This window comes from Pseudomonas sp. MPB23, from assembly GCF_046605395.1.
In the GTDB taxonomy this organism is placed as follows: domain Bacteria; phylum Pseudomonadota; class Gammaproteobacteria; order Pseudomonadales; family Pseudomonadaceae; genus Aquipseudomonas.
Genome location: NZ_CP176771.1, coordinates 472951 through 495087 on the forward strand (window position 1 = coordinate 472951; position 22137 = coordinate 495087).

The 22137-nt window shown below is 61.8% G+C and carries 16 protein-coding genes, 1 tRNA gene and 2 pseudogenes; 4 read left to right on the plus strand and 15 right to left on the minus strand.

Going from position 1 to position 22137, the window contains the following annotated elements; all coding sequences use genetic code 11:
* Positions 1–69 precede the first annotated feature (69 nt).
* From ACLH0J_RS02025 to ACLH0J_RS02035, 3 genes are read left to right on the plus strand one after another with little or no spacing between them, the layout of a single operon-like run.
* Positions 70–762 (plus strand): ABC transporter permease, encoded by a 693-nt coding sequence (locus tag ACLH0J_RS02025; RefSeq protein WP_411390674.1) that lies wholly within the window; start codon positions 70–72, stop codon positions 760–762.
* Positions 762–1451, plus strand: a complete 690-nt coding sequence (locus ACLH0J_RS02030) for an ABC transporter permease (RefSeq protein ID WP_411390675.1) — start codon at positions 762–764, stop codon at positions 1449–1451. Before ACLH0J_RS02025 ends, ACLH0J_RS02030 begins: the two co-directional genes overlap by 1 nt.
* The gene (locus ACLH0J_RS02035; protein WP_411390676.1) at positions 1432–2619 is read left to right on the plus strand and encodes a methyltransferase; all 1188 of its coding nucleotides are present in this window, start codon (positions 1432–1434) and stop codon (positions 2617–2619) included. The genes ACLH0J_RS02030 and ACLH0J_RS02035 overlap by 20 nt, the downstream gene beginning before the upstream one ends.
* A 286-nt stretch (positions 2620–2905) precedes the next feature.
* Here ACLH0J_RS02035 and ACLH0J_RS02040 read toward each other — a convergent pair whose 3' ends face one another.
* The 10 genes and pseudogenes from ACLH0J_RS02040 to ACLH0J_RS02085 form a co-directional block, all read right to left on the minus strand.
* Positions 2906–4030 carry an alginate O-acetyltransferase AlgX-related protein gene (locus tag ACLH0J_RS02040; protein ID WP_411390677.1) on the minus strand — a complete coding sequence of 375 codons (1125 nt, stop codon included), beginning with the start codon at positions 4028–4030 and terminating at the stop codon, positions 2906–2908.
* Between the two features lie 12 nt (positions 4031–4042).
* Positions 4043–5458: an MBOAT family O-acyltransferase gene (locus ACLH0J_RS02045; RefSeq protein WP_411390678.1), complete on the minus strand. Its 1416-nt coding sequence runs from the start codon at positions 5456–5458 to the stop codon at positions 4043–4045.
* Positions 5459–5475: 17 nt separating this feature from the next.
* Complete coding sequence (locus tag ACLH0J_RS02050; protein ID WP_411390679.1) at positions 5476–6141, minus strand: cell division protein FtsQ; 666 nt, start codon at positions 6139–6141, stop codon at positions 5476–5478.
* A complete protein-coding gene (locus ACLH0J_RS02055) occupies positions 6141–6806 on the minus strand; it encodes an SGNH/GDSL hydrolase family protein (RefSeq protein WP_411390680.1) in 666 nt (221 codons plus the stop codon). Before ACLH0J_RS02055 ends, ACLH0J_RS02050 begins: the two co-directional genes overlap by 1 nt.
* A 16-nt stretch (positions 6807–6822) precedes the next feature.
* Positions 6823–10663 (minus strand): annotated as a pseudogene (locus tag ACLH0J_RS02060) (cellulose synthase subunit BcsC-related outer membrane protein).
* Complete coding sequence (bcsZ, locus tag ACLH0J_RS02065) at positions 10645–11841, minus strand: cellulose synthase complex periplasmic endoglucanase BcsZ (protein ID WP_411390681.1); 1197 nt, start codon at positions 11839–11841, stop codon at positions 10645–10647. Before bcsZ ends, ACLH0J_RS02060 begins: the two are co-directional and overlap by 19 nt.
* A complete protein-coding gene (gene bcsB, locus ACLH0J_RS02070; RefSeq protein WP_411390682.1) occupies positions 11838–14108 on the minus strand; it encodes a cellulose biosynthesis cyclic di-GMP-binding regulatory protein BcsB in 2271 nt (756 codons plus the stop codon). The genes bcsZ and bcsB overlap by 4 nt, the downstream gene beginning before the upstream one ends.
* Positions 14105–16323 (minus strand): annotated as a pseudogene (bcsA, locus tag ACLH0J_RS02075) (UDP-forming cellulose synthase catalytic subunit). The gene bcsB and the pseudogene bcsA overlap by 4 nt, the downstream one beginning before the upstream one ends.
* Positions 16320–17360: a cellulose biosynthesis protein BcsQ gene (gene bcsQ, locus ACLH0J_RS02080; protein WP_411390683.1), complete on the minus strand. Its 1041-nt coding sequence runs from the start codon at positions 17358–17360 to the stop codon at positions 16320–16322. The pseudogene bcsA and the gene bcsQ overlap by 4 nt, the downstream one beginning before the upstream one ends.
* A gap of 621 nt (positions 17361–17981) precedes the next feature.
* Positions 17982–18392, minus strand: a complete 411-nt coding sequence (locus tag ACLH0J_RS02085) for a hypothetical protein (RefSeq protein ID WP_411390684.1) — start codon at positions 18390–18392, stop codon at positions 17982–17984.
* A gap of 167 nt (positions 18393–18559) precedes the next feature.
* Here ACLH0J_RS02085 and ACLH0J_RS02090 point away from each other — a divergent pair.
* Positions 18560–18635 (plus strand) — tRNA-Thr (locus ACLH0J_RS02090).
* Positions 18636–18750: 115 nt separating this feature from the next.
* Here the strand turns inward: ACLH0J_RS02090 and ACLH0J_RS02095 are convergent.
* From ACLH0J_RS02095 to ACLH0J_RS02115, 5 genes are read right to left on the minus strand one after another with little or no spacing between them, the layout of a single operon-like run.
* A complete protein-coding gene (locus ACLH0J_RS02095; RefSeq protein WP_411392765.1) occupies positions 18751–19266 on the minus strand; it encodes a lysis system i-spanin subunit Rz in 516 nt (171 codons plus the stop codon).
* A complete protein-coding gene (locus ACLH0J_RS02100) occupies positions 19266–19673 on the minus strand; it encodes a DUF6527 family protein (RefSeq protein ID WP_411390685.1) in 408 nt (135 codons plus the stop codon). Before ACLH0J_RS02100 ends, ACLH0J_RS02095 begins: the two co-directional genes overlap by 1 nt.
* A complete protein-coding gene (locus tag ACLH0J_RS02105; RefSeq protein WP_411390686.1) occupies positions 19670–20203 on the minus strand; it encodes a glycoside hydrolase family 19 protein in 534 nt (177 codons plus the stop codon). Before ACLH0J_RS02105 ends, ACLH0J_RS02100 begins: the two co-directional genes overlap by 4 nt.
* 53 nt (positions 20204–20256) lie before the next feature.
* Positions 20257–20634: a tail fiber assembly protein gene (locus tag ACLH0J_RS02110; RefSeq protein ID WP_411390687.1), complete on the minus strand. Its 378-nt coding sequence runs from the start codon at positions 20632–20634 to the stop codon at positions 20257–20259.
* An 18-nt stretch (positions 20635–20652) separates the two neighbouring features.
* A complete protein-coding gene (locus tag ACLH0J_RS02115) occupies positions 20653–22137 on the minus strand; it encodes a hypothetical protein (RefSeq protein ID WP_411390688.1) in 1485 nt (494 codons plus the stop codon).

A 22137-nucleotide genomic window follows, 5' to 3' on the forward strand; every position in this document is an offset into this window, starting at 1 on the left:
ACGACCTGACCGACGCGCTCAGCAGAGCGCGCCGGCCTTTCGCAATGCCTGCCGCGATATGAAAACACCATGACTTTCGATCTCTACGGATTCGGCCCGGCGCTCGCCGCCGGCGCGCTGATGACCGTCAAGCTGGCGCTCAGCGCCCTGTGCCTGGGGCTGGTGCTCGGCCTGGCCGGCGCCTTGGCCAAGACGTCCCCGTACAAGCCGTTGCAATGGCTTGGCGGCACTTATTCGACCATCGTTCGCGGCGTGCCGGAGCTGTTGTGGGTGCTGTTGATCTACTTCGGCACCATCAACGCCATGCGCAAGCTGGGCGAACTGTTCGACATTCCCGACCTGTCCCTCAGCGCCTTTGCCGCCGGCGTGATTGCACTGGGCCTGTGTTTTGGCGCCTACGCCACCGAAGTGCTGCGCGGCGCGATCATCTCCATTCCCAAGGGCCACCGCGAAGCCGGTGTGGCACTGGGTCTGTCAAAGTTTCGTATCTTCACCCGGTTGATCATGCCGCAGATGTGGCGCGTCGCCCTGCCAGGGCTGGGCAATCTGTTCCTGATCCTGATGAAGGACACCGCGCTGGTCACGGTCATCGGCCTTGAAGAAATCATGCGCCATGCGCAAATTGCCGTCACCGTCACCAAACAGCCTTTCACCTTCTATATGGTCGCTGCGTTGATTTATCTGGGCCTGACGTCACTGTCGATGGTCGCGATGCACTTCCTGGAAAAACGCGCCGCCCGCGGCTTCGTGAGGACGACGTAATGGAATGGGAAGTCATCATCAAGTGGCTGCCGAAGTTTGTGCAGGGCGCCATCCTGACCCTGGAGCTGGTCGGCATCGCCGTGGTTCTCGGGCTGATCCTCGCCATCCCACTGGGCATCGCGCGGTCATCCAAGCGCTGGTACATACGCTCGCTGCCCTACGCCTATATCTTTTTCTTCCGCGGCACACCGTTGTTGGTGCAGTTGTTCCTGGTCTATTACGGCCTGGCCCAATTCGAAACCATCCGTTCAAGCTTCATGTGGACCTACCTGCGCGACCCGTTCTGGTGTGCCACGGCGACCATGACGCTGCACACGGCGGCCTACATCGCCGAGATCCTGCGCGGCGCGATCCAGGCGATTCCGCCCGGGGAAATCGAAGCGGCCCGCGCGCTGGGCATGTCCAAAGCCAAGACGCTGGTTTACATCATCCTGCCCCGCGCCGCGCGCATCGGGCTGCCGGCCTATAGCAACGAAGTCATCCTGATGCTCAAGGCCAGCTCCCTGGCGAGCACCGTGACGCTGCTTGAGCTGACCGGCATGGCCCGGACCATCATTGCGCGCAACTACCTGACCGTAGAGATGTTCTTCACCGCCGGCGTGTTCTACCTGCTGATCTCCTACCTCCTGGTTCGCGGCTTCAAGCTGCTGGAACGCTGGCTGCGCGTCGATGCCTGCCAGGGACGTTGAAGCACGCTTCCAAGCGCTGGATGCGTTTCTGATCGAGTACCAAGGGCTGTGGCGTCCACGGCCCTTTACCCATCGACAGTTGCCCTGGGAAAGCGCCCACCCCGCACTCGCGACGTGGCTGCGCCAACGCTCGTTGGCCGAAGCCGAAAACGCTCACAACCACCCCCATGAATTACCGGCGCCAGCGCCTTTTCCACAACTGGCGGAGCAGGCTTCGCGCCTCAGTGCTGTGGATAAGTTGCCCACCCATCCGCTGGAACCGGCGCGCCATCGCCTGAACGTCGATGTGCCTGGGCGTAAATGGCAGCAGATAGAAGCCTTCGGCGCCGCGCTGCAGTTTGTGCAAACGCCCAGCCACTGGCTGGACTGGTGCGCGGGCAAAGGCCACCTGGGGCGCCGGCTGTTACACGCAGGTCAACAACTGACCTGCCTGGAATACGACCCGGCACTGATCGCCGCCGGCCAGGCCTTGAGCGACCACCACGGCCTGGCCGTGACCCACCGCCGGCAAGACGTGATGGCTGATGTGGCAATCAGCCCCGAACACACGCCCGTCGCCCTGCACGCCTGTGGCGACCTGCACGTACGCCTGCTGCAACTGGCCAGCGCCGCCGGCTGTAAGCAACTGGCCCTGGCGCCCTGCTGCTACAACCGGATCAACACCACGCATTACCAGGCGCTGTCCCGCGTAGGCCGCGCCTCTGGCTTGCAACTGTCGATCGACGACCTCGGCCTGCCGCTGAGCGAAACCGTCACCGCCGGCCATCGCGTGCGCCGGCAACGGGACACGTCCATGGCCCGGCGCCTGGGGTTCGATGCGCTGCAACGTCAATTGCGCGGTTGCGACGAGTACCTGCCTACGCCGTCCCTGCCTGCCGGTTGGCTGGACCAACCGTTCGCCGACTATTGCCGGGAGTTGGCGAGTCGCAAAGGGGTATCCACAGGCGAGCAGGATTGGACGGCGCTGGAGGCCCACGGGTGGCAGCGTCTGGCCGAGGTCAGAAACCTGGAACTGCTGCGTGGTCTGTTTCGGCGCCCGCTGGAGGTGTGGCTGGTGCTGGATCGGGCATTGTTTCTTGCCGAGCATGGCTACCGTGTGGAGGTTGGTCATTTCTGCGAGCCGACACTGACGCCGCGCAACTTGATGGTGCTTGCCGAGCGCGATTAAGGGGCGAAATTGTCGCACCCCAACCTGTGGATAACTCTGTTGATGAATTCTTTACAGCGCCTGTATCCGCCTGCCATACAGGCGAAAAGCCAGCTTGGTCATTTTTTGTTCACACCATAAAACACCCGTAAAACAGGCAGTTGCGGCGTGATGAGAATGACTCCATCAAATGGCTTTTAACCACGTCCGTTTCCAACCGATTGTGCATAAGCATCTGGCGTCGGGGCTATAAAGCGCCCTTCAGGTGGACGTTTCCGACGCCTTTGACACGCGACAAAACCTCACATCACTGGCCGATCACGATGGCGTCGTAAGGCGTTTGCAGGTCCCGTTCCGGAATTTCCCAAATCAACAACTTGGGTGGGGTTTGCTTGAAGGCCGGGCTGTCGAAATAGGCTTTGGCCGCGCCGGAAAACTCACCACCGTCCTTGCTGAAATTGCCGACCGGCGCATTCAGGGCTTTTTGCAGGAAGCCGATGAAGTTCGAGTTACGCGAGAACGACGTGCCGATCAGCGCCACATTGGGCAGGCCGGCGTCGCCGAACAGGTCATCGGCATTGCTGGTCGCGCCACCCGCTTCATGGGCAGAGCTGGCCGCCACCGACTCCCCTGGCGGCTGCAACTTGGGCGGCAGCCAGTCGAGACCGGCCAGGCGCACCAAGTCGCCTGGGCGCACGGCGAGCGGCGCCTGGGTGATGTCGAAGGCTTGCTCGGGCGTGGCCTTGATGCCGCGCTGCTGGATGCGCTGCGCCAGGGCGCGGGCGCCGGCGTTGGCGCCGATTTCGCTCCAGTGGGTGTCGGTGCGCAGGTACGCCTCGGCGCCCAGGGGCTTGAGAGTGTCGGTCAGGTCCAGCGCGGAGACGCCGGCGGCCTGCAGCGCGGCGGTCCAGTCCTGGACGCGGCTGTCGAGCACCGCCGGGCGATACAGGCCACAGCGTTGGGCGGCGGCGATGCGGCTCTTGTCCGGCACCACCACCACTTGCAGGTCGATGCCTTTTTTACCCAGTTGCTGCTGCAGGTCGATCACGGCCTGGGCCTTGGTCTGTGCATTGGCCTGGGCATGGCGGTTGATGCGCAGCTCATCGCTGATAAACAGCCAGCCCGGGCAACCCTGGCGCACGCGCGGCCCGGTGTCGCCGAACGCCAGCCAACTGGTGCCCCGCTCCAGGTTGGCGGCCTGGATCGCCATCGGCGCCTTGGCCAGTTCCTTGGCGAAACGGTGGGTCACGTCGCCGTGCAGCAGCATGTCGTTGTCGACCTTGGCCGGCACGAAGCTGATCGGCCCTTTCACCATCAGCCAGGCGCAGGAAAGCAACCCCGCCGCCAGGAAAGGCACCAGCACCCAGGCCGCCAGGGGGCTGGTGCGAACGGCCAGGTCGCTCGGAGGAGTCGGCATGGTAGGAGCGGGCATGGTCGGACGTCCTTAGAACTGAAAGTACAAAAAGGGCACGGCGTCGCGACTGGCAATCAGCGCGAACGACAACACAAACCCGGCCACCGGCCACAGCGAGGCCGCCACCACAAACCACGGCTGGGTGCCGAAACGCTGCTCGCAACGCACCTGCCAGATCGGCGCAATGATGCACACCAGGCCCAGCAAGGCTGCCATGCCATGGGCCGGGCGCATGGCCACGGCCATTGCGTCACCCAGGGCCATGCCGTGCAGACCGAACTGACCGGCGTACATGGCCAGCGCCGAATGGAAGTCCGGCGCACGGAACAAGGTCCAGGCCAGGCACACAAACAGCAACGTCAGGATGTGCGACAACACCGGCGGAATGCGCGGCAGGCTCGACCGCGACCAGGCCCGGTCAACGCACAACGCCACACCGTGGGCCGAACCCCACAGCAGGTAGTTCCAGCTATCGCCGCCATGCCACAAGCCGGCAATCGCCATAGTCAGGAACAGGTTGCGGTAGGTGCGCCATACCCCGTCGCGGTTACCGCCCAGGGCGATGTACAGGTAGTCACGCAACCAACTGGACAGCGACAAGTGCCAACGGCGCCAGAAGTCCTGGATGCTGCTGGCCAGGTACGGCCGGTTGAAGTTTTCCGGGAAGTGGAAGCCCAGCATCAGGCCCAGGCCGATGGCCATGGCGCTGTAGCCGGCGAAGTCGAAGAACAGTTGCAGCGAATACGCCAGGCAACCGATCCAGGCATCCACCAGGCTCGGGTTTTCCAGGTGGAAGGCGATGTCCACCAACGGCGACAAGGTGTCGGCCACCAGCACTTTCATGCCCATGCCGATCATGAAGCGCCGCGCGCCGAGGGAGAAATTCGGCCAGTTGAAATAGCGCTGGTTCAGCTCACGGCGGACCCAGTCGTAACGAATGATCGGGCCGGCAATCGAGTGGCCGAACATCGAGATATACGTGGCGTAATTGATGAAGCTGCGCTCCACCGGCACGGTATGCCGGTGCACGTCCACCAGGTACGAAATCGCCTGCAGCACAATGAACGACAGGCCGGCCGGCAAGGCCACGCGTTGCCAGTCCAGTGGCATCGCACCGTACCAGGTGATCACCTCGCTTACGGTGCCGGCGACGATGTTGGCGTACTTGTACCAACACAAGACCGCCGTGTTGAACACGATCAACGCGATCAACAGGCGCACCCGGCCTTTGCCGTCCTCACGGGAGCGGTCCACCAGCAGGCCGCCGACCCATGCCACCACGGTCAACACCATGTGCAGGAACAGGAACAACGGGCTCAACCAGCCGTAGAACAGCCAACTGCCGATCAACAGGATGACGTTGCGCCAGCTCGGACGAGCCAGTGCATAGATCAACAGGAAGGCCGGCAGGAACAGCGTGAGGAATTCGAGTGAGGCAAAGACCATGGTGGTGTCGGGCCCGATCAGTTAGCGAGTGCGTCAGAGGCGAACAGCAACTTCGAGCCTGTGTCTGAAGGGACGGCCAATACGCTATAGCGCTCGCCGGCCTTGAGGGTGAACGACAGCGGCTGGCCAACCGGCGCGCCGGCGCATTTGAGCTGCACCGACAATTCCACCGGGTTGATCATGCGCCGCTGCAACGCACCTTCAGCGACCTGCTTGAACAGCTCGGCCTTTTGCGCCACGGCTTCCAGGCTTGCGTCGGCGCAGGCGGCGTCGGCGTTGATGAAGGCCAGGGAGGCTTTCAGCGCGTTGAAGTCGTCCGGTTGCTCACGCACCACCAATTGACGCGTGGCGCCCTTGGCATCGGCGACGGCGATCACCGTGGCGAATTCGCCCGGGGCCACCTTCACCGAGAAGTCCGCATCTTTGCCGTCGCGGCTCAACACGCCCTTGATCGGCTTGTCGCCACCGACCACCGGCAGGAACGCCGAAACGTGCTTGTCGGCGCCCAGCACCAGGCTGGCCTTGGAGCCGTCCGCCACCAGCTTCAATTCGCTGTTGGTGCCGTTGGCAAACCGCAGGAACGCTGCGTCTTGCTCCGGGCCGGTGGGGTACAACGGGATGTCGGCGCTGTAGGCGCTGACGCTGGCGAGCAAGGTCGCCAGGCCCAGGGTCATCCGTTTCATTATTTGCTTCCTTTGCCGTAGGCCGATGGTGGCAGTTCACCCAGGGCCGCGCCGATGGCCTTGGCCCACTTCTGGTAGCCGTCGATGGTGAAGTGCTGACCGTCGGTGGTGATCCATTCGCCGGGTTTGGAGAAGGTCAGCGAGTCGATATAGGTGCACGGCGCCACGTTACTGGCGAGGAACGACGACATCAGCTTGGTGCGGGTGTCGTCCTTCTTGTACTGGGAACCGACTTTGCCCCACGGCGGGCCGACCCACACACACTTGGTGCCGGTGTCGGTGATGGCCTTGGTCAGCGAGGTCACGCTTTTCCAGGCCCAGGCTTTGGGGAACACCGGGTTGGTGTAGGAGCCCATGGTGTCGCCGATGATCAGCACGACCACGTCGGGCTTGTCTTTGGCGATCAGTTCCTGGATCGGTGTGGTGCTCATCGCGTTCTTGCCGTAGATCACGGCTTTGCCGGTGGGCGTGCGTTCGCCGCCGCACTCGACTTTTTTCGGTACGACCCAATCCGCCGCACCCGCGCCGCAGGCACCGATGGAGTGAACCACCGCGCCTTGCTTGGTGAGGTTGTCTTGCAGCGGGTTGAGCAACGAGTCGGGAAAGCTCATATGACTTTCGCCCAGTACCAGCATGGTTAAGCCGGCAATCGCAGAAACAGGCATGAATGACTCCGATTAATCAGTTGGAATAAGGGGAACGGTACGGACTGACCGGCAATGGCATAGGCCCGCTCAGGTCGTCGAACAAGTAGCGCAGATAAGCATTACCAGCGTACTGGCGATAGTCCTGGGCGTTGTCGAGGCCGATTTCGCCACCCAGGTAGAACCGCGAGCTCAGACGGTATTCGGCGGCCGCGTTGAAGCTGTAGCCGACGCCGGTTTTGCTGGAACTGTCGTACTTGGGATTATTGTTGGCGGCTTGAAGCGTGCTGTCGCCAGGGAAATAATCCGCGCCATCTTGCGCGATATGCTGCACGCCCACCGAACTTTTTACCTGATAGCTGAAGCGATCAAAGCTTTGCGCCCAACGAATCGGCACGCCCAGGGAGAAGAAACGCTGCGGGCTGAAGTAACCGCCGTTGCCGTAGGTGTAGAAGTCCTGGTTTTCCTTGAAGGTCATCGCCGAACCGCTGATCCCCAGGGTCAACGTGTCGCGCGGGTTATTGCGCAGGTACCAGTAGATGCCACTGCCCAACTCCATACGAGTGTTGTCGTCAACGTGGTTGCCCATCAGTTGGTGCAACGAGGCGTAGCCGTAGACACCCAGCTTCTGGTTGTCGTAGCTCAACTCGCCGCGCCCGCCGTTGGCGGTGACGCCACCCCATTTATTGCCCGCGCCGTCTTCGGAACCGGCGAAGGACGTGACGCTGTCAGTGACCGGACGCCGCGACACAGTGGCGCCGTAGCGGAAATCCGAATCGGCTTCAAACGGACGCGAGACGCTGACACCGCCGACGATGGTGTTATAGAGGAAGCCCAGCGGGCTGACGCCCACGTCGGCTTTGAGGCCTTCGTCCGGGTTCTCGAACGCCACGGCCAGGCCGACACCGGTATCGCTCTGCGAGCCGGCCGGCGCGGTAGTGCCTTTGCCGAAGCGCGACAACGCGTCGCTGCTGACACTGCCGGCACTCAAATGCACCGGCGTCACCCGCAACGCCACGGTGTTATCCCCCACCGGCATCCGCGCTTCGAACGGCGCTTCCACATCGGTGATCTTGCTCAAGCCTTTTTTCACCGTTGTTGCTGCGCACGCTCAGGCCCTGCACCACATAACCGGTGCGGTCACGCAGGATGGTATCCAGCGCACGCCGCGCCGGGCTCAGCTCGGGGCTGTCGACGGACGCAATGTTCGACGGCGGCACAAACGGATCGCTCAAGTCGTTGGACGTGGCACTGGCGAACGCATTGGACGTCACGCTCTTGGTCGGCGCGTCGATCGGCGGCGGTACGGCGCCGGCGACGGTCAGGTCGGTGACCTGGCGACGCTGGCCCGGCAGGCCCACGAACGGGTTATACGAAGCCCCTTGGGCGCCGGCCTGAGCCACTTGGGTCTTGGCCTTCATGGCGTTTTCGATTGCCAGGGCCTTGCGCAGCAGTTCAGCGGCTTCGCTGTTCTTGCCCAGCCCCTGGTAGATGCGCGCAGCCGAGGTGAGGATCTCGGGGTTGCCCGGCTCCAGGGCCAGGGCCTTGTCACTGGCCGATTGCGCCAGGCCACGGTCATTACCTTTGAGCGCAATATCCGCCAGGCCCAATTGCAGGCGGGCGTTGTTCGGATTCTGCTGGATCAACGGCGCGTACAGCTCCATGGCCTTCTTGCCGTTACCGCTGGCGGCGTACATCCGCGCCAGGGCACCGACGCCCATTGCGTCATTCGGACGCTGGGCCAGGGCCGGCGAGAGCATGTCGTAGGCGGCCACCAGGTCATTCTTCTCGCGCAGCGCGTCGGCCTGCTTGACCCGATACAGGTAGATCAAATCGTCGTAGCGCTGGCGGCCGATCTCAGTGAGCGGCTGGCCTTGTACTTCGCGCAGGATCTCGCCCGCCTCGCTGTATTTGTTGGCCTTGAGCAGCACGTTGGCGTACAGCAGTTTCTGGTCGACGGTCGGGTTGGGGTTGTTCTCCACCACCTTCTGCATCATGTCCAGGCCGAACTGCGCGGCGCCGACTTCCACGTAGGCTGCGGCCAGCACGGCCACGCGCTCAGGCTTCTGGCGGGTCAGCGGTTCGGAGCGACCGAGCAGCGCCAAGGCTTCCGGGCGTTGGCCACGGCGAGCGGTCTCGATGGCGATGTCGGTCTGCTGGTGCAGCGCGATATCGATCGCCAACTCGTTCATGTCGGCGGTGCGCTGAGCCGTGGGGATACGCCCCAGGGTGGTCTCGGCTTGTTTCCACTCGCTCAACTCGGCCGACAGCAGGGTGCTGGTGTACAGCGCGTCCGGCTGGTTGGGCTGGGTCTTGAGCAGGCCGTCGATCAAGGCGCGGGCGTTGCGGATCTGGCCGTCGCGCAGGTACATGCGCGCCAGGGCAAAACGCGTCCAGGGGTTTTCCGGATCGGCGTCGAGGGCCTGGCGGTAGGCGGCTTGGGCGCCTTTCAGATCGCCGCGTTGCTCGGCCAGCTTGCCGACCTGGGTCGCGCGCAGCGCGTTGATTTTCACGCTGGGGGCGAACTTGGCGCGTTGGGCCGGCGACACCGAGTCGATCAGCTTCAAGGCTTCATCCGGCTGGCCCGATTGGGACAGCACGTTGATCAAGCCACTCAATGCATCCGGGTCGCTCGGATGACGGGCCAGCACCTTGCGGTAGCCGGCTTCGGCGGCGTCGAACTGATTGTCCTGGGCCTGGAAACCGGCCAGGGCGATTGCCGCGCCGGGTTGGCCGGGGTTCAGGCGCTCGGCCTGGGCCACCAGGTCACGGGCCTGGGCGCTGCGGCCGGCGCGCTGGGCGTCTCGGCTCTGGCTGATCAGGTTCCAGTAACGCACGTCATTCAAGGCCGACTGCCACGCGGCGCCACCGGGCAGGCGGGTAGCCTGCACCAAGTAGTTTTCCGCTTCGCTGTAGCGCTCTTGCTGTTGACGCAACACGCCCATGCCGCCGAGGGCATCGACGTCATTGGATTTTTGCGCAAGGCGCGCACTCAGCAACGGCTCGGCGGTTTTCAGGTCGCCGTCGTCCAGTGCCTTGAAGGCCTTGGTCATCTGCGGATCGCGCTGCCAGGCACCACCGCCTTTGCCCTGGGCGATGCCTTTTTCCATGATCGCGCGGATCTCGGTGTCATCCGGGTGCGCGGTGAGAAATTGCTGGAACAAAGAGACCTGGTCCGGCTTCGGTGGGCCGAGCCAGATCAGCGCAAAGCGCCAGGTTTCATCGGCGTTGCCGCCCACGTCATTGTTCGGCGCCAGCTTGGCCAGCGCGCGGATGCCTTCAGGCCGGGTCGCCGGGTTGCGCGCCAGGTGTTTGGCGAGGAACAACGCGACGATCGGATCATCTGGCCGCTCGCGGGACAACCGCTGCAGGCCGGCGATCGCTTCCGAGGTGCCCTTGGCGGTAAAGCCCAGGGTGTTGTAGTACTCGCGGGCGATCAGGCCCTGAGGCTGGCGGCCCTGGAAAATCTGGCGGTACAAGGCCACGGCCTTTTCGCGCTCGTCTTCAGGCTCGCCGAGTTCACGCGCTTGCTCCAGCAACTTGGCGTTGTCTGGAACCGCGACGGTCATGTCCTGCTCCAGTTGCAAGGCCTGGCGCGGTACCGGGCTCAGCGCCTTCAGGCGGGCCAGGTATTTCTGCGCCTCGGCCGGCCGGTTTTGCTGAACCTGGATCAGGCCGATGCCGTACAACGCATCTGGCTGCTCCGGGCTCAGGCTCAGCAGTTTCTGCCAGGTCTCGAGCGCGCGATCCGGGTTCTTTTTCGCCTGCCAGTAGTAGCCCTGCTCGATCAGCAAGGACTGCGGGTCAGTGGTTTCAGCCTGGCTGGCGTTAGAGGCCAGGGCGGCGAGAATCGCAAGGGCTAGCGTGTGACGGCGCATGCTGCCTCCCAGGAAAGTTTGACCGTACCGTCTTGTTCAAAACGGTACTTCTGATCGGCAAAGCCCTGGCCGAACAGGCTGAGCATGTAGTCGTAGTAGATCGGCTGCGCGCTGTCCGGGGCCGAGGGGGCCAGGGCTTTGTTCAGCGCGTCGTCGACCTTGGCCTTTTGCAACTGCATCAGGGCGGTTTCGCCACGAGCCTGGAAGAACGCCAGGGTCGAGGCCGAGAAGCCCATCGGCGTATAGCCGTTGTTTTTCTCGGCTTCGCCGGTCAGCACATGGACTTTTTCCGGTGGAAACCCGGTGGCCGACGCGGCAGTGGCCCGTGACATGCCGCCCAGGGATTTGAGCATCGACGCCGCCAGCGGATCGCTCTTGGCGGTCATGCCGGCCCACATGTAGGTGCGGATCGCGTCGTAGCTACCGACGTCATCGGAGAACGGATCGACCACGAACAGCCCGGTGTTGGCGCTGGTAGCGCGGTAGCCGACCCAGTTGGCCGCCAGGCCGTAGGGGTTGCTGGCGTTGTCGGCGAGCATCTTCGCGTTGCTCTCGGCCACTTCGTTCCAGCCGGCGTTCGGGTGCTCTTTATGGAAGCGACGCAGTTGCGCCAGCACCTGGTAACTCGGGTTGAAGCGCCACAAGCCGCCCGGATGCACATAGCCCACCGGCCCTGGCAAGAGCATCTTGCCAAGGCCCGGTACGCGCACGATCAGGTTGCGTTCGACGTTGGCCAGCAACAACTGCGCATCGGCGCGGTACTGCGGTGCATTCCACACGCGGGCCGCTTCGAGCAAGGCGTAGGCCATCCACAAATCCGCGTCGCTGGCGGAGTTCGGGTCGATCACGCCCCAGGTGTTATCGGCTTTTTTGCCCCACAACCAACCGGGCAGGTTCTGGCCGATATCGGCGCCCGACATGTTCGACTTGGTCCAGGTCCACAGCTTGTCGAAGCTCGCGCGGTCGTTGCCGACCAGGGCGAAGAACATCGCGTAGGACTGCCCTTCCGAGCTGCTTTCGGTAGGTTTCATCGACGAGTTCAACACCCGTCCATCGTCCTGCACGAAACGCTTGGCGTAGTTCTGCCACAGCGGCCAGTCACAGGTTTGCGCTTGCGCCGCGCCTGCGAACATCACCGAGCCCAACGCAATCAGGGCCATGCTGCGCAGCGGGCTCATGCCAACCGCCGTTTAGCACGGGCACGCAGCGACAGGTAGATCAGGCTGGTGACCACGGCCAGGCCGAGGAAGGTGATCAACAGCATCCAGCCCAGGTTCTGCGACAGTTGCCACTGCATGAATTTGAAGTAGTTGAGCTTGCCGACGTAGTACTGCTCGTCACCCACCAGCGAGCTGATTTGCGTGCCTTGCACCACCGCCAGGCTGCCCTGGATCGAGTCTTTGTAGTTGTCGCCGCCGATCAGCGCCGAGGTGGCTTCCAGCAGGCCCTGAGGCTGGTTGCTGGCGATCAGCACAACGCTGCGACCGGTCTTGAGCGGCGATTGGAAACCGGCCAGCCAGGTGCTGTTGCTCAAGCCTTTGAAGGTAATGCCGGTGTTGGCCGGGTGCTGGTTGGCCGCCGGGTCCGGGCTGACCCAACTGCGCACATAACGCGGCAGGTCGGACAGCAGGAAGTGGTGCTGTTCGCCGTCGCTGGTGGCCGGCAGGTATTGCTGCCACTGCTTGAGCAACGGTTGGTTAGCGGCGGTGGCGAGCACCAGCAGGTCTTTGTCGGCAACGCTTTGCACGTCCTTGGCCTGCACCACTTTGACGGCGGTGGCCGGGTAGCCGGTGGCCTCGCCGAAGCGACCGAGCACGGTCAGGTAGGCGGTCATCTCGTCGGTGCCGTAGTTGTCGGGCATGACCACGGCGGATTCCGACAGGTCGGCCAGACGGGTGAACGGGAAGCCGGAGTCGTTGAACACACCCAGGTTAGGCATGGCGATGTAGTGCTGGTAGCCGGTCACGTCAAGGGTGGAGTCCGGGTCGACGGTACCGCGCATGTTGTCGACGATGATGTCGCGGCATTCGCCTTCTTTGATGTAGTCGTACATGAAGCGCAGTTGCAGCTTGGACTTGGGCGACGCCGAGCTGATAGGCAGCAGGGTTGTCACTTCACGCGGCAGGCTTTCATCTTTCTTCAACTGGTCGAGCAGGGTCTGGCCGCCGCCCAGGTTGGTCACCGAGGGCAATGCCACGGACTTCATGAACTGATCGTTCAGGCCGATCAACAGCGCCGAGTTGGTCGACACTTGCTGCGGCGTGTAGCGGTATTTGAGCTTGAGCGGCACGCCCTCTTCACGCCAGTTGAACAGGTCGGGCGGCAGGCGCATGTCGACGCTGATGGCGCCAGGGTTGTAGCCCGACACGCTGAGTTTCTGCTGTTCGATCAACTCGCCCAGGCGCACCGGGCGGTTGCTTGGCAGCCAGTTGGGCGCATCGTACGGACGGCGCGGTGCAAGGGTGTCGAGCTTGGTGATGACCACGCTGTTGCCGGCCAATACCGGGTTGCCCAGCACCACCGCATTGGCGGCGCGCTTGAGCTCTTCGCCGTCGCGACCGGTGACGATCAGCAGCTTGCCGTTGACATCGTTGGGGTTGGCGACAAGGGTCAGGGTCGGGCCGGTCGGCTTGGCGACTGCCACACCGTGCACGTCCAGCGCGTCGGCGGTTTGCACCAGCACGATGGCATTGCCCTTGGCCGGCAGCTCGCCAAGAGTGGTCGGGAACGTCGCGCCACGGTAGCTGGCCAGGCCGCCAATCCATGAGGACAGGGCACCGGCGGCTTCCAGGGTGGCGCTGTCGGGCGCGGTGGCGAATACGAACGGCAGGCTCACCTGGCGCGCGTCACGCTTGTCGAAGAACGGCAGTGGCAGCACGGCCAGGTCGTCCTTGAGCACAATCGGCTCGACCTGCACTTTGAGCTCACTGCTGTTGCTGATCTTGGCCCACAGGCTGCTGTGCAACGGGTCTTCGCAGGACATGGTGTAGTGACCGATGAACTGCAGGCTCAAGCGGTTGAATTCGGTGATCAACTTCGGCGGGATCTGCACCAGTTGCTCTTGCTGGACCCCGGCGCCGTCTTTAGGCAGCGGCAGGCTGGCGGCGACTTCGCCGTTGACCAGCACGTTGATCTGCGACAGATCCGCCAGCAGCGCCGGCGAGTAGCTGTACTTGAGCAACAGTTGCGCGCCCTTGACCACTTCATCGGCACGGATGTCGAAGTTGACGCTGTCGGACGACTCCACACCTTGCAGGTTCATGGTGTCGCGACGGCCCAATTGCTTGAGGGTCAGGCTGTAGCCGGTGTCGGTGCTTTGTACCGGCACGGTGGTCACCGCCGCTTGCTCGGCAGCTTGCGCCAGTGAGTTGAGACCCATCAGCGAGGCGATCATCAGCGCGAGTGCACGGCGCGGATGCGGGCGGGCGAACATATTCGAGGTCATGGCTTGTCCATCAGCGTATCGAGCGGTTGTGTAGGGGTGCGGCGCAAGGCCAGACGCAATTCATTCAGGGTGGCGCGGCCCAGGGTGAACAGGCCGCCGATGCCGATGGAGCCGACTTCACGCAGGGCTGCCAGCGGCGTATCCGGCTGGCCGGCGCCCCAACTCGCGGCCCAGGTGTCGGCACGGGAGAAGGTCAGGCGCACCAGTTCGCTTTGCTGACGCAGGCTGAGGGCTTCGAACTGGGCGCCGATCTGCGCGCCCTTGCTGAACACCACGCGCGCTTCGAACAGGCTGTCCTGGCCGTTGCGCGACAGCACCAGTTGCACGCGCTCACCCTGGGTGATCGAGTGGCCATCGCTGAGCATCAAGCCGAATCCGTTTTGCGAAAATCCTGGGTGACGCCGTCGAGCACGCGGCCGTCGGCACAGATGATGCTCACCGGCAGCTTGGCGCTCACCCGCGGCTCGGAACGCACTTGGCGCGCCTCGGAGGCCACGGCCACGGCGGCGCTGGTGATGATCAGGTTGTAGAGGGTCCAGGTCAGGTTGATCGCCACCGTCACGGCGGTGGACTGATCGCCCCAGATCAACTGATGGACACCGAAGCCCAGGCCAATCAGGTTCACCGCCAGCAATACCAGATACGGGCGGGCGAGCTTCCAGTCGAAGAACTGCTTGTCGATGATGCCGCCCTTGTCGGTGACGTTGAAGCCACCGGCCTTGGGATTGACCAGCGCCACCAGCACCGGCGGCAGGATGTACCAGGCCAGGACGGTCTCGTACACCTCGTTCCAGAACGAGTGACGGAAACGCCCCTGGATGCGTGAGTTGGTCAGGCTGGAATGCACCAAGTGCGGCAGCACGTAGGCGACGATCATCAGCGCCGAAGCGTGGAAAATCTGCGCGCCGAAAATCAGGTAGGCCAGCGGCGCGGTGAGGAACACCAGGCGTGGCAGACCATAGAAGAAGTGCAGCATGGCGTTGGCGTAGCAGATGCGCTGGCCCCACTTCAGGCCTTTGCCCAGCAGCGGGTTGTCGGTACGGAAGATCTGCGCCATGCCCCGCGCCCAGCGAATACGCTGGTTGATGTGGCGCGACAGGCTTTCGGTGGCCAGGCCCGCAGCTTGCGGGATGGCCAGATACGCGGTGTTGTAGCCCAGGCGGTTGAGCTTGAGCGCGGTGTGGGCGTCCTCGGTGACGGTCTCGACGGCCACGCCGCCGATTTCCAGCAGCGGCTTACGGCGAATCACGGCACACGAGCCGCAGAAGAACGTGGCGTTCCACAGGTCGTTGCCGTCCTGCACCAGGCCGTAGAACAGCTCGCCCTCGTTGGGCACCGCGCGAAAGGTGTCGAGGTTCTTTTCAAACGGGTCCGGCGAGAAGAAGAAGTGCGGCGTTTGCAGCATCGCCAACTTCGGATCCTTCAGGAACCAGCCCAGGCTCACTTGCAGGAAGGAGCGCGTCGGCACGTGGTCGGCATCGAACAGGGCGACGTATTCGCCATCGGTGACCTTCAACGCTTCGTTGAGGTTACCGGCCTTGGCGTGCAAGTTGTTGTCGCGGCGGATGTAGTTCACGCCGACCTTGCGGCAGAAATCGCGGAACTCGTCACGGCGGCCGTCATCGAGCACGTGGACGCGCAGCTTGTCCTTGGGCCAGTCCATCGCCTGGGCGGCGAAGATGGTCAGCTTTACGATGCTCAGGGCTTCGTTATAGGTGGGGATGAACACATCGACCGTCGGCCATTCTTCCGGCTCGGTCGTGAGCCACACCGGAGTACGGCGCAGCGGCCAGGCGGTTTGCACGTAGCCGAAAATCAATACGATCAGGGCATAGAACTCGGCGGCGACCAGGCCGTAGCCGAAGAACATATCAAGCCAGGTTTCAAAACCCAGGGTCGAGGTGAGTCGCCAGAACATGTAGCGCAGCGACGCCACCAGCGACAGCACCACCAGGGCGAGGATCGCCAGGCGCCCCGGGATTTTGCGCAGCACCATTACCGCCATGAAGCACACGGCGGCAAACAGGCATTGGCTGTAGAGGTCCAGCGGAGCGCTGATAATGCCCAACAGCAGCAAGGCACCGAGCACGCAACTGGCAACCACCAGCACCGTACGCAGCGCCGACGGCCAACGGTTGAAACGCGCGATAGCGCCATTTAGGCGCTGTTCAGCGCGCCCTTCGACGAAGGGCGTGGAGGACGTAGTGTCGGTCATGGAAGGTCCGAGTCGATTCGTTCGAGCAAAGCGCGGCACAGGGCATGGACGTCCTGGCAGCCGATACTGTTGATGGTAGGGTCGAGGGGATCACGCCCGTAGGCCTGGGCTTCGCTGAACGACGGATCGCGGTGGACCGTCCCCAGCAGGGCACCACCGAGGCGTGTCTTGAACACCTCGGCCATGTCCACGCTGAAACGGTGGGCGGCATCCAGTTGGTTGATCACGTAGAAGCGTTGTGGCGGTTTTGCGCGCTGCAGGTAGGGAGCGAGCACGCTGTCCATTTGGTCCAGGGTGCCGAACGACGCCACATCCGGTTGCACCACCACCAACACCACATCGGCGACCGACATGGCTTGGCTGAGGTACACCGTGTTGCCGGCCGGGACGTCGATGATCACCGTGTCTTTGGCGCTCAGTTCAAGGCTGTCCAATCGTTTGCTCAGCCACTCGGCGTCTTCGCCCAGCCAACGATTCAGGCTCTGTTGCTGTTCGTTGTCGGTGCCACCGAACGCGACCAGGCGGCAACCGGCAAACCCTTGTTCCGGCAGGGTTTTCCAGCTTTCGTCGTGCAGGCTGGCGGCGCCGACGCCCGGCATATCGAGGCCCAGGCACAGGTGATGGCGCAGGGCGTTTTGCGGGTCCAGGTCCAGGGCGAGCGCCGCACGCCCTTGGCGCTGCAAGCCGCTGGCAATCGCGGCGGCCAAGGTACTGCGACCGACGCCGCCCTTGACCGACACCACCACCACGACTTTCGGCTTGGACAACGCCGAGTGCACTGGGGCCTGCACCGCTTCGGACGATTGCACGTGATCGGCTTCGCCGTGGTTCAGCTCTTCGAGCAGACGTAACAAAGGTGCTGACGGGGCTTCATCCACGACAGCCGCAACCACAGGCGCAGGCGCGACAACCTTGGGGCTTTCCAGGACCTCTACATCGTCCTCGATGAACTCGTGAACAAAGTCGATTTCGCGGTAGCCATTCGGGTTGGCACCCAGCTTGTGGAATAGTTTTGAAATGTCATCTGCTCGACTCACTCACTGACCTCCCCACCTGGTTTGCGCTTCAAAAGGCGATAAAAAGGCCAGCGAAGAGCTGACCTTGTATTTTTCTAGTTATGTGGTGTGAGTCGCATTTTGTGATATCACATTGATGGTGTCAGTATTTTGATGCTTTTTAGTCAAGCTTATCCGACGAACGGCTTGGCGCCAATTTTATGACTGATTTGTGAGAGAAAATACATTCTCTGTAAGAACATGGACTTGCACCGATTTACATCGAATTTTGTTGTCCAACTGGTCAACAACGACACAAAACTGGCAACCTCACGAACACCTCTGTTGTTGCCCCACACTGTCTCGAAAATGTGCCTACACGATTTAGCAATTAAGCCGACAGCTCATAGCGCGGAACAAAATACCCAAACCGGCGCCAGATTCAAGGCCAACGCTGCCCTCAAGCAGCGGTCGATGTATCCCGGCGCAGGCTTGCACGACGTCTCGACACAGAAGCAAAACTCGCGCCGCCCGACATGAATCCAGACCGAAAATAACGTAGGGGCTGTCCACCCTAGAGGATGAGCATCTGGGCGGCAGCGTTGGGAACCGAACATTGCACCAACCGAGCACCTGAACGCCCGGTTGTAGCGCGCAACCGGCCTAGTGGCGAATACGGTGCTCGGTGAACTCATAATCGTCCTGGCAATCGCTGCCAGGGTCCGCCACCACACTCACATAATGAACCGTGTCCGGATCCACCCACTTATAGGTGTACACATCCGGCGTACGCACCCCATCCGTGCGCAACTCATTCTTGCCATTCACCGCCGACCACGACCCCTGCTCCGTCTGAATCACCTGCGTCTGCTGCGCATCGCGGAAGAAGGTAATCGTGAAACAACCATCGGGCCTGAAATTGTTCGTCCACGACAGGAACTGACATTGGCCGCTCTGCGTACGCAAGCCCTTCCACGTGCCGACCAGAGCCGGGTCATTGACGGGTTTACTCGTGGCGCACGCACCGAGGACCGCGCTGAGGAGAATGAGGGACAGGGAGAGAATCCGTTTCACGTGGGGCTTCCTTTGGGTTTGGATCAGTGTGCAGATTGCTGCGGGCAGCGGGGGATGAATCCTACATTTATAGGGAAGAAAAAGGGATGGTCATGGCTTCTGTAAAAATAGTCAGAATTCAGGGGTTTACAGAACCTTGCCAATCGCTATAATCGTCGCCCTAACACGCCGGTATAGCTCAGTTGGTAGAGCAACTGACTTGTAATCAGTAGGTCCCGGGTTCGACTCCTGGTGCCGGCACCATTTAAAACAAGGGCTTGCAGCGATGCAGGCCCTTTGTTTTTCTGCAATACGTACAAATAGACGTACATTGTTTTCAGAGGCTCGCGAATTATCCACAGAGCCGCCCATCAGAAAGTTACTCCACGGCCCCTCCTCCAGAAACTGTTTTGACGTACTCCTGGCACGCGCGCAGCGCGATCAGTCCTTGGTCGCCGGCGTCGGTGATGGCGATAATTCTTTGAGCATGCGCTGGGTCAAGTTGGGCTCGGCGGGCCGCATGAACCACGCCGACGGCGCCGGGGGTGGCAGGCACGTCGCAGCCACTGGCTGAATCCTCGAGGAGGACTGACAGCCGCACATCAGCAGTAGCAAGCTGGTCACGCAGGCGAGCCTGGTTGCGCTGGGCATCGGATAATTCCTTGGTGTGTTGTTGGTCCTGGCCGGCGAGCTGCTGCTCTAGGGCCAGGCGCTTGTCGGTCTCGTCGCGAGCCTGTTTGGCTGCTGCAGCACTGACCAGGCCGAGATCCGTCTTGAATTGGTCGGCCTGATCCGCCAGCTTTCCGTCGTAGCGCCAGTCCTGCACCTGCCAGGTGCTGGCGGCGCTGATGACCATCGCCAGCAGGATCGCGCCCAGGATCTGCGCGGGCGTCATCATTGCTCATCCTCCCAGTCAGGTAGGTCAACAGTTTGGCCCGCCAGATCATGCGTGCAGTCGTCCAGGTACTGGATTCGACCATTGGTGACGAATGAGTGGCAGACCTTGCCGAAGCGGCTGGAAAAAACCGCCTCTCTTCCACCCTTGGCATAGATAGCGTCGTATTCAGCCTCATCCTCAGGCGTCATTACACTGCGTCCATCAGGTGCGCCAGTGGTTCGAGCAAGCACCGACGGCGTGAATGTAGGTGCCTCGGCATTGCCGTTGTAGCCCCAGCGCGGGCCGGGGCCCTTTCCAGTGGAGATGCCGTGCACCATGTCGCAGCCTGGGCACCTGAAGAAGAGATCGCCCTCCTTGGCCTTGGCCAGCACCCGCGACAGCCGGGTGAATCCTGTGCCGCTCATGCCAGCACCTTCAGCGCCTTGTCGTACAGCGCCTGGCGGTCTGCCAGGCCGTTGAGCCCACCATTAATGCGGCGGGTGATCTTCGTAAAATCCCCCTGCTCCGCCAGCGTGTTCAACCCACGGGTAGACCAGAACCATGCCGCAGACATCGCGGCGTGCTGTGGCTGCTCGAGTAGTTCCGGCTTGCTGAGCAGGTCCAGGCCCAGGGCTTCACCGCACGCGGCGTAATTGGCGCGGCCGGTGATCTGGATCAGGCCCCGACCACGATACTTGGAGCCGTCACCCTTCACGGTATTGCCCAGGTCGGCACGCCCCTCATATCCGACCTGCTGCGCCGTGGGCCCCCACAACTCCTTCAGCCAGCGGAACTGGCCCGACTCGTGCCCGACCTGGGCGATGAATGCGGCGGCGCGCGGTGTGCCGACGATGCCGTAACGGTTCATGGCCAGGTTCAGCGCAGATGCAAAAACGCCGGCTTGGCGGCCGGCGCCGGGAAGGATCTGCAGCAACTGCTGCTCTGTGATCGACATGGCTTTCTCCAGGCAAAAATAAACCCGCACATGGCGGGTGTCGATGCATCGATCTATTCAAGTGGCACAGGCGGATCTGGCCATTGCGGAGACTCAGGCCAACCTGGCTTTGTTTCAGTTTTGTTCACTGCCGAACTATATTTCTTCCACAGTTTCAACAGGGCGAGGTCTTCGTCGCTCGCCTCATCAAGGTCTGCTGCGTATTGCAGCGGGTTGATGCGCAAAGTAGCGTAAGCCAGCAGGCGATCACGCTCAGTGCGCGCCGCTGCCAGCAACTGCTCAGCGGTCGGCGGTGCCTCAACTGTTTCAGGAAGTGGGTCGCCGTCCTTCACAAACCCCCACCCTTCCGGAACATCCGCTTCAGACTCCACGGGGCTTAGGTACTTAGGCTGGCCGCTAGGCCAGTATTCAACAGAGTGTCCAGCGGGCATGGCATGAATCCTCAAAAGTTAAAGACTGTCTTCGTAACCGACGCAGAACAATTTTTCATTGACACTAGTCCAATAAATATTGGGCCCCTCTATAACGAAGTCTCCTGGCAGTTTTGAAGTTGCGCCTCCGCTACCACCAATGAAGTATGAGCTTACGGGTGGTGGATTCACGTTGTCGTTAGCTGCGCCATAACTGCTGTTTGGTGCGACACACGCTGCGCTGGCAGTTACCTGCACAAGCAATACCTGAATCGTACGCGCGGAATTCGGTACAAACGCGGCAATAGGAACGGCAGCATTTGTTGCTACGCCAGCTGACATCTGTCGGATAGATGTGCCGTTAGAACCAGCGGCAACGCCCCATATCAACCTATCCCCGGTCTGAATACAGCGCAAAGGGTATTTGTTTGCCGTGCCGTCGGTCCTGAAAGATCCGCGCTTTGCCCACAAATCAAAACCGGCGGCCGGAGGGGTTGGCGCAAGTCCGGTTGTGTGGTTGTTATCTCCTGTTACGCGCTTAACTCCTGTGGCGGAGTTCTGCCACACATATACGTTGTACCAAGTGCTAGCCGCAACTGCGCCTGTAGCCATCCCGTCAACTGTCGCCGAAGCCGTCGCAGCGGTATTCAGTGTAAGCGCTATGTTGTCGACTACTGTTGTGTCACCAGCAGTATTGGCAAGAATTACGCTATCGGCGGAACAAATGTAGCTGCTGGACAACCCATCAGCCGACGATTTCCAGTTCACCGCTTGGCCGCGAAGACTTTGACGACGCTGAGCCACAGCATTCGGCAATGGGTCAACCAGAATAAAATCTGTCCCATCATAGAGTAAATCAGATATAAGCCAAGCTGATATAACGGCATTGACTTTCGCGCCAGTGCTGTCGTACTGCTTTAAGTTCTTTTCACCAAGAGTATTGACATTGATTGTTGGATTGGCACCACTGCCGACATGGAAAGTTACGTTTAGACGCAGCTTTGATACGTAAGAGGACAGCCCAGGAATGTTAGAAAGTACGTATGCCGTTGCCGTGCCGGTGGTCGCCCCGGCATTCAATGTTTGGGCTTGCAGAACGGCAGCCAATTTTTTGGGGGTGATGGCCGTACTGTCGTCAGTGCCCGTATTGGCTTGTGACAGAGTTGCGATTTTCAGCCAGCCGAACGCACTCTCGGTCGCTTGCGTAACGACTTTTGCGATCGCCTGAAACACCCGCAGGGCGCTCATTGCCTTAGTTGTATTGGTACCGCCTTCGGCATCTGTCTGACTGGCGAACTCCACGGCCCCATCTTCAACCAGTACTTTAATGGCGGCCGACAGCTGGGTATTGTCATCCTCGTCCGGCGTTAACCCCGCATCCTCGATCACCTTGAGCATCTCAAGCGTAACCGCGTTCCCCCATTCGGATGGAATCAGCGAACCAGGCGTACCAGCTACCGCATCCTCATCAATAAATTTGCCATCTACCAACCCAACGCTGGGCACACTTTTCGGAAAATCCAC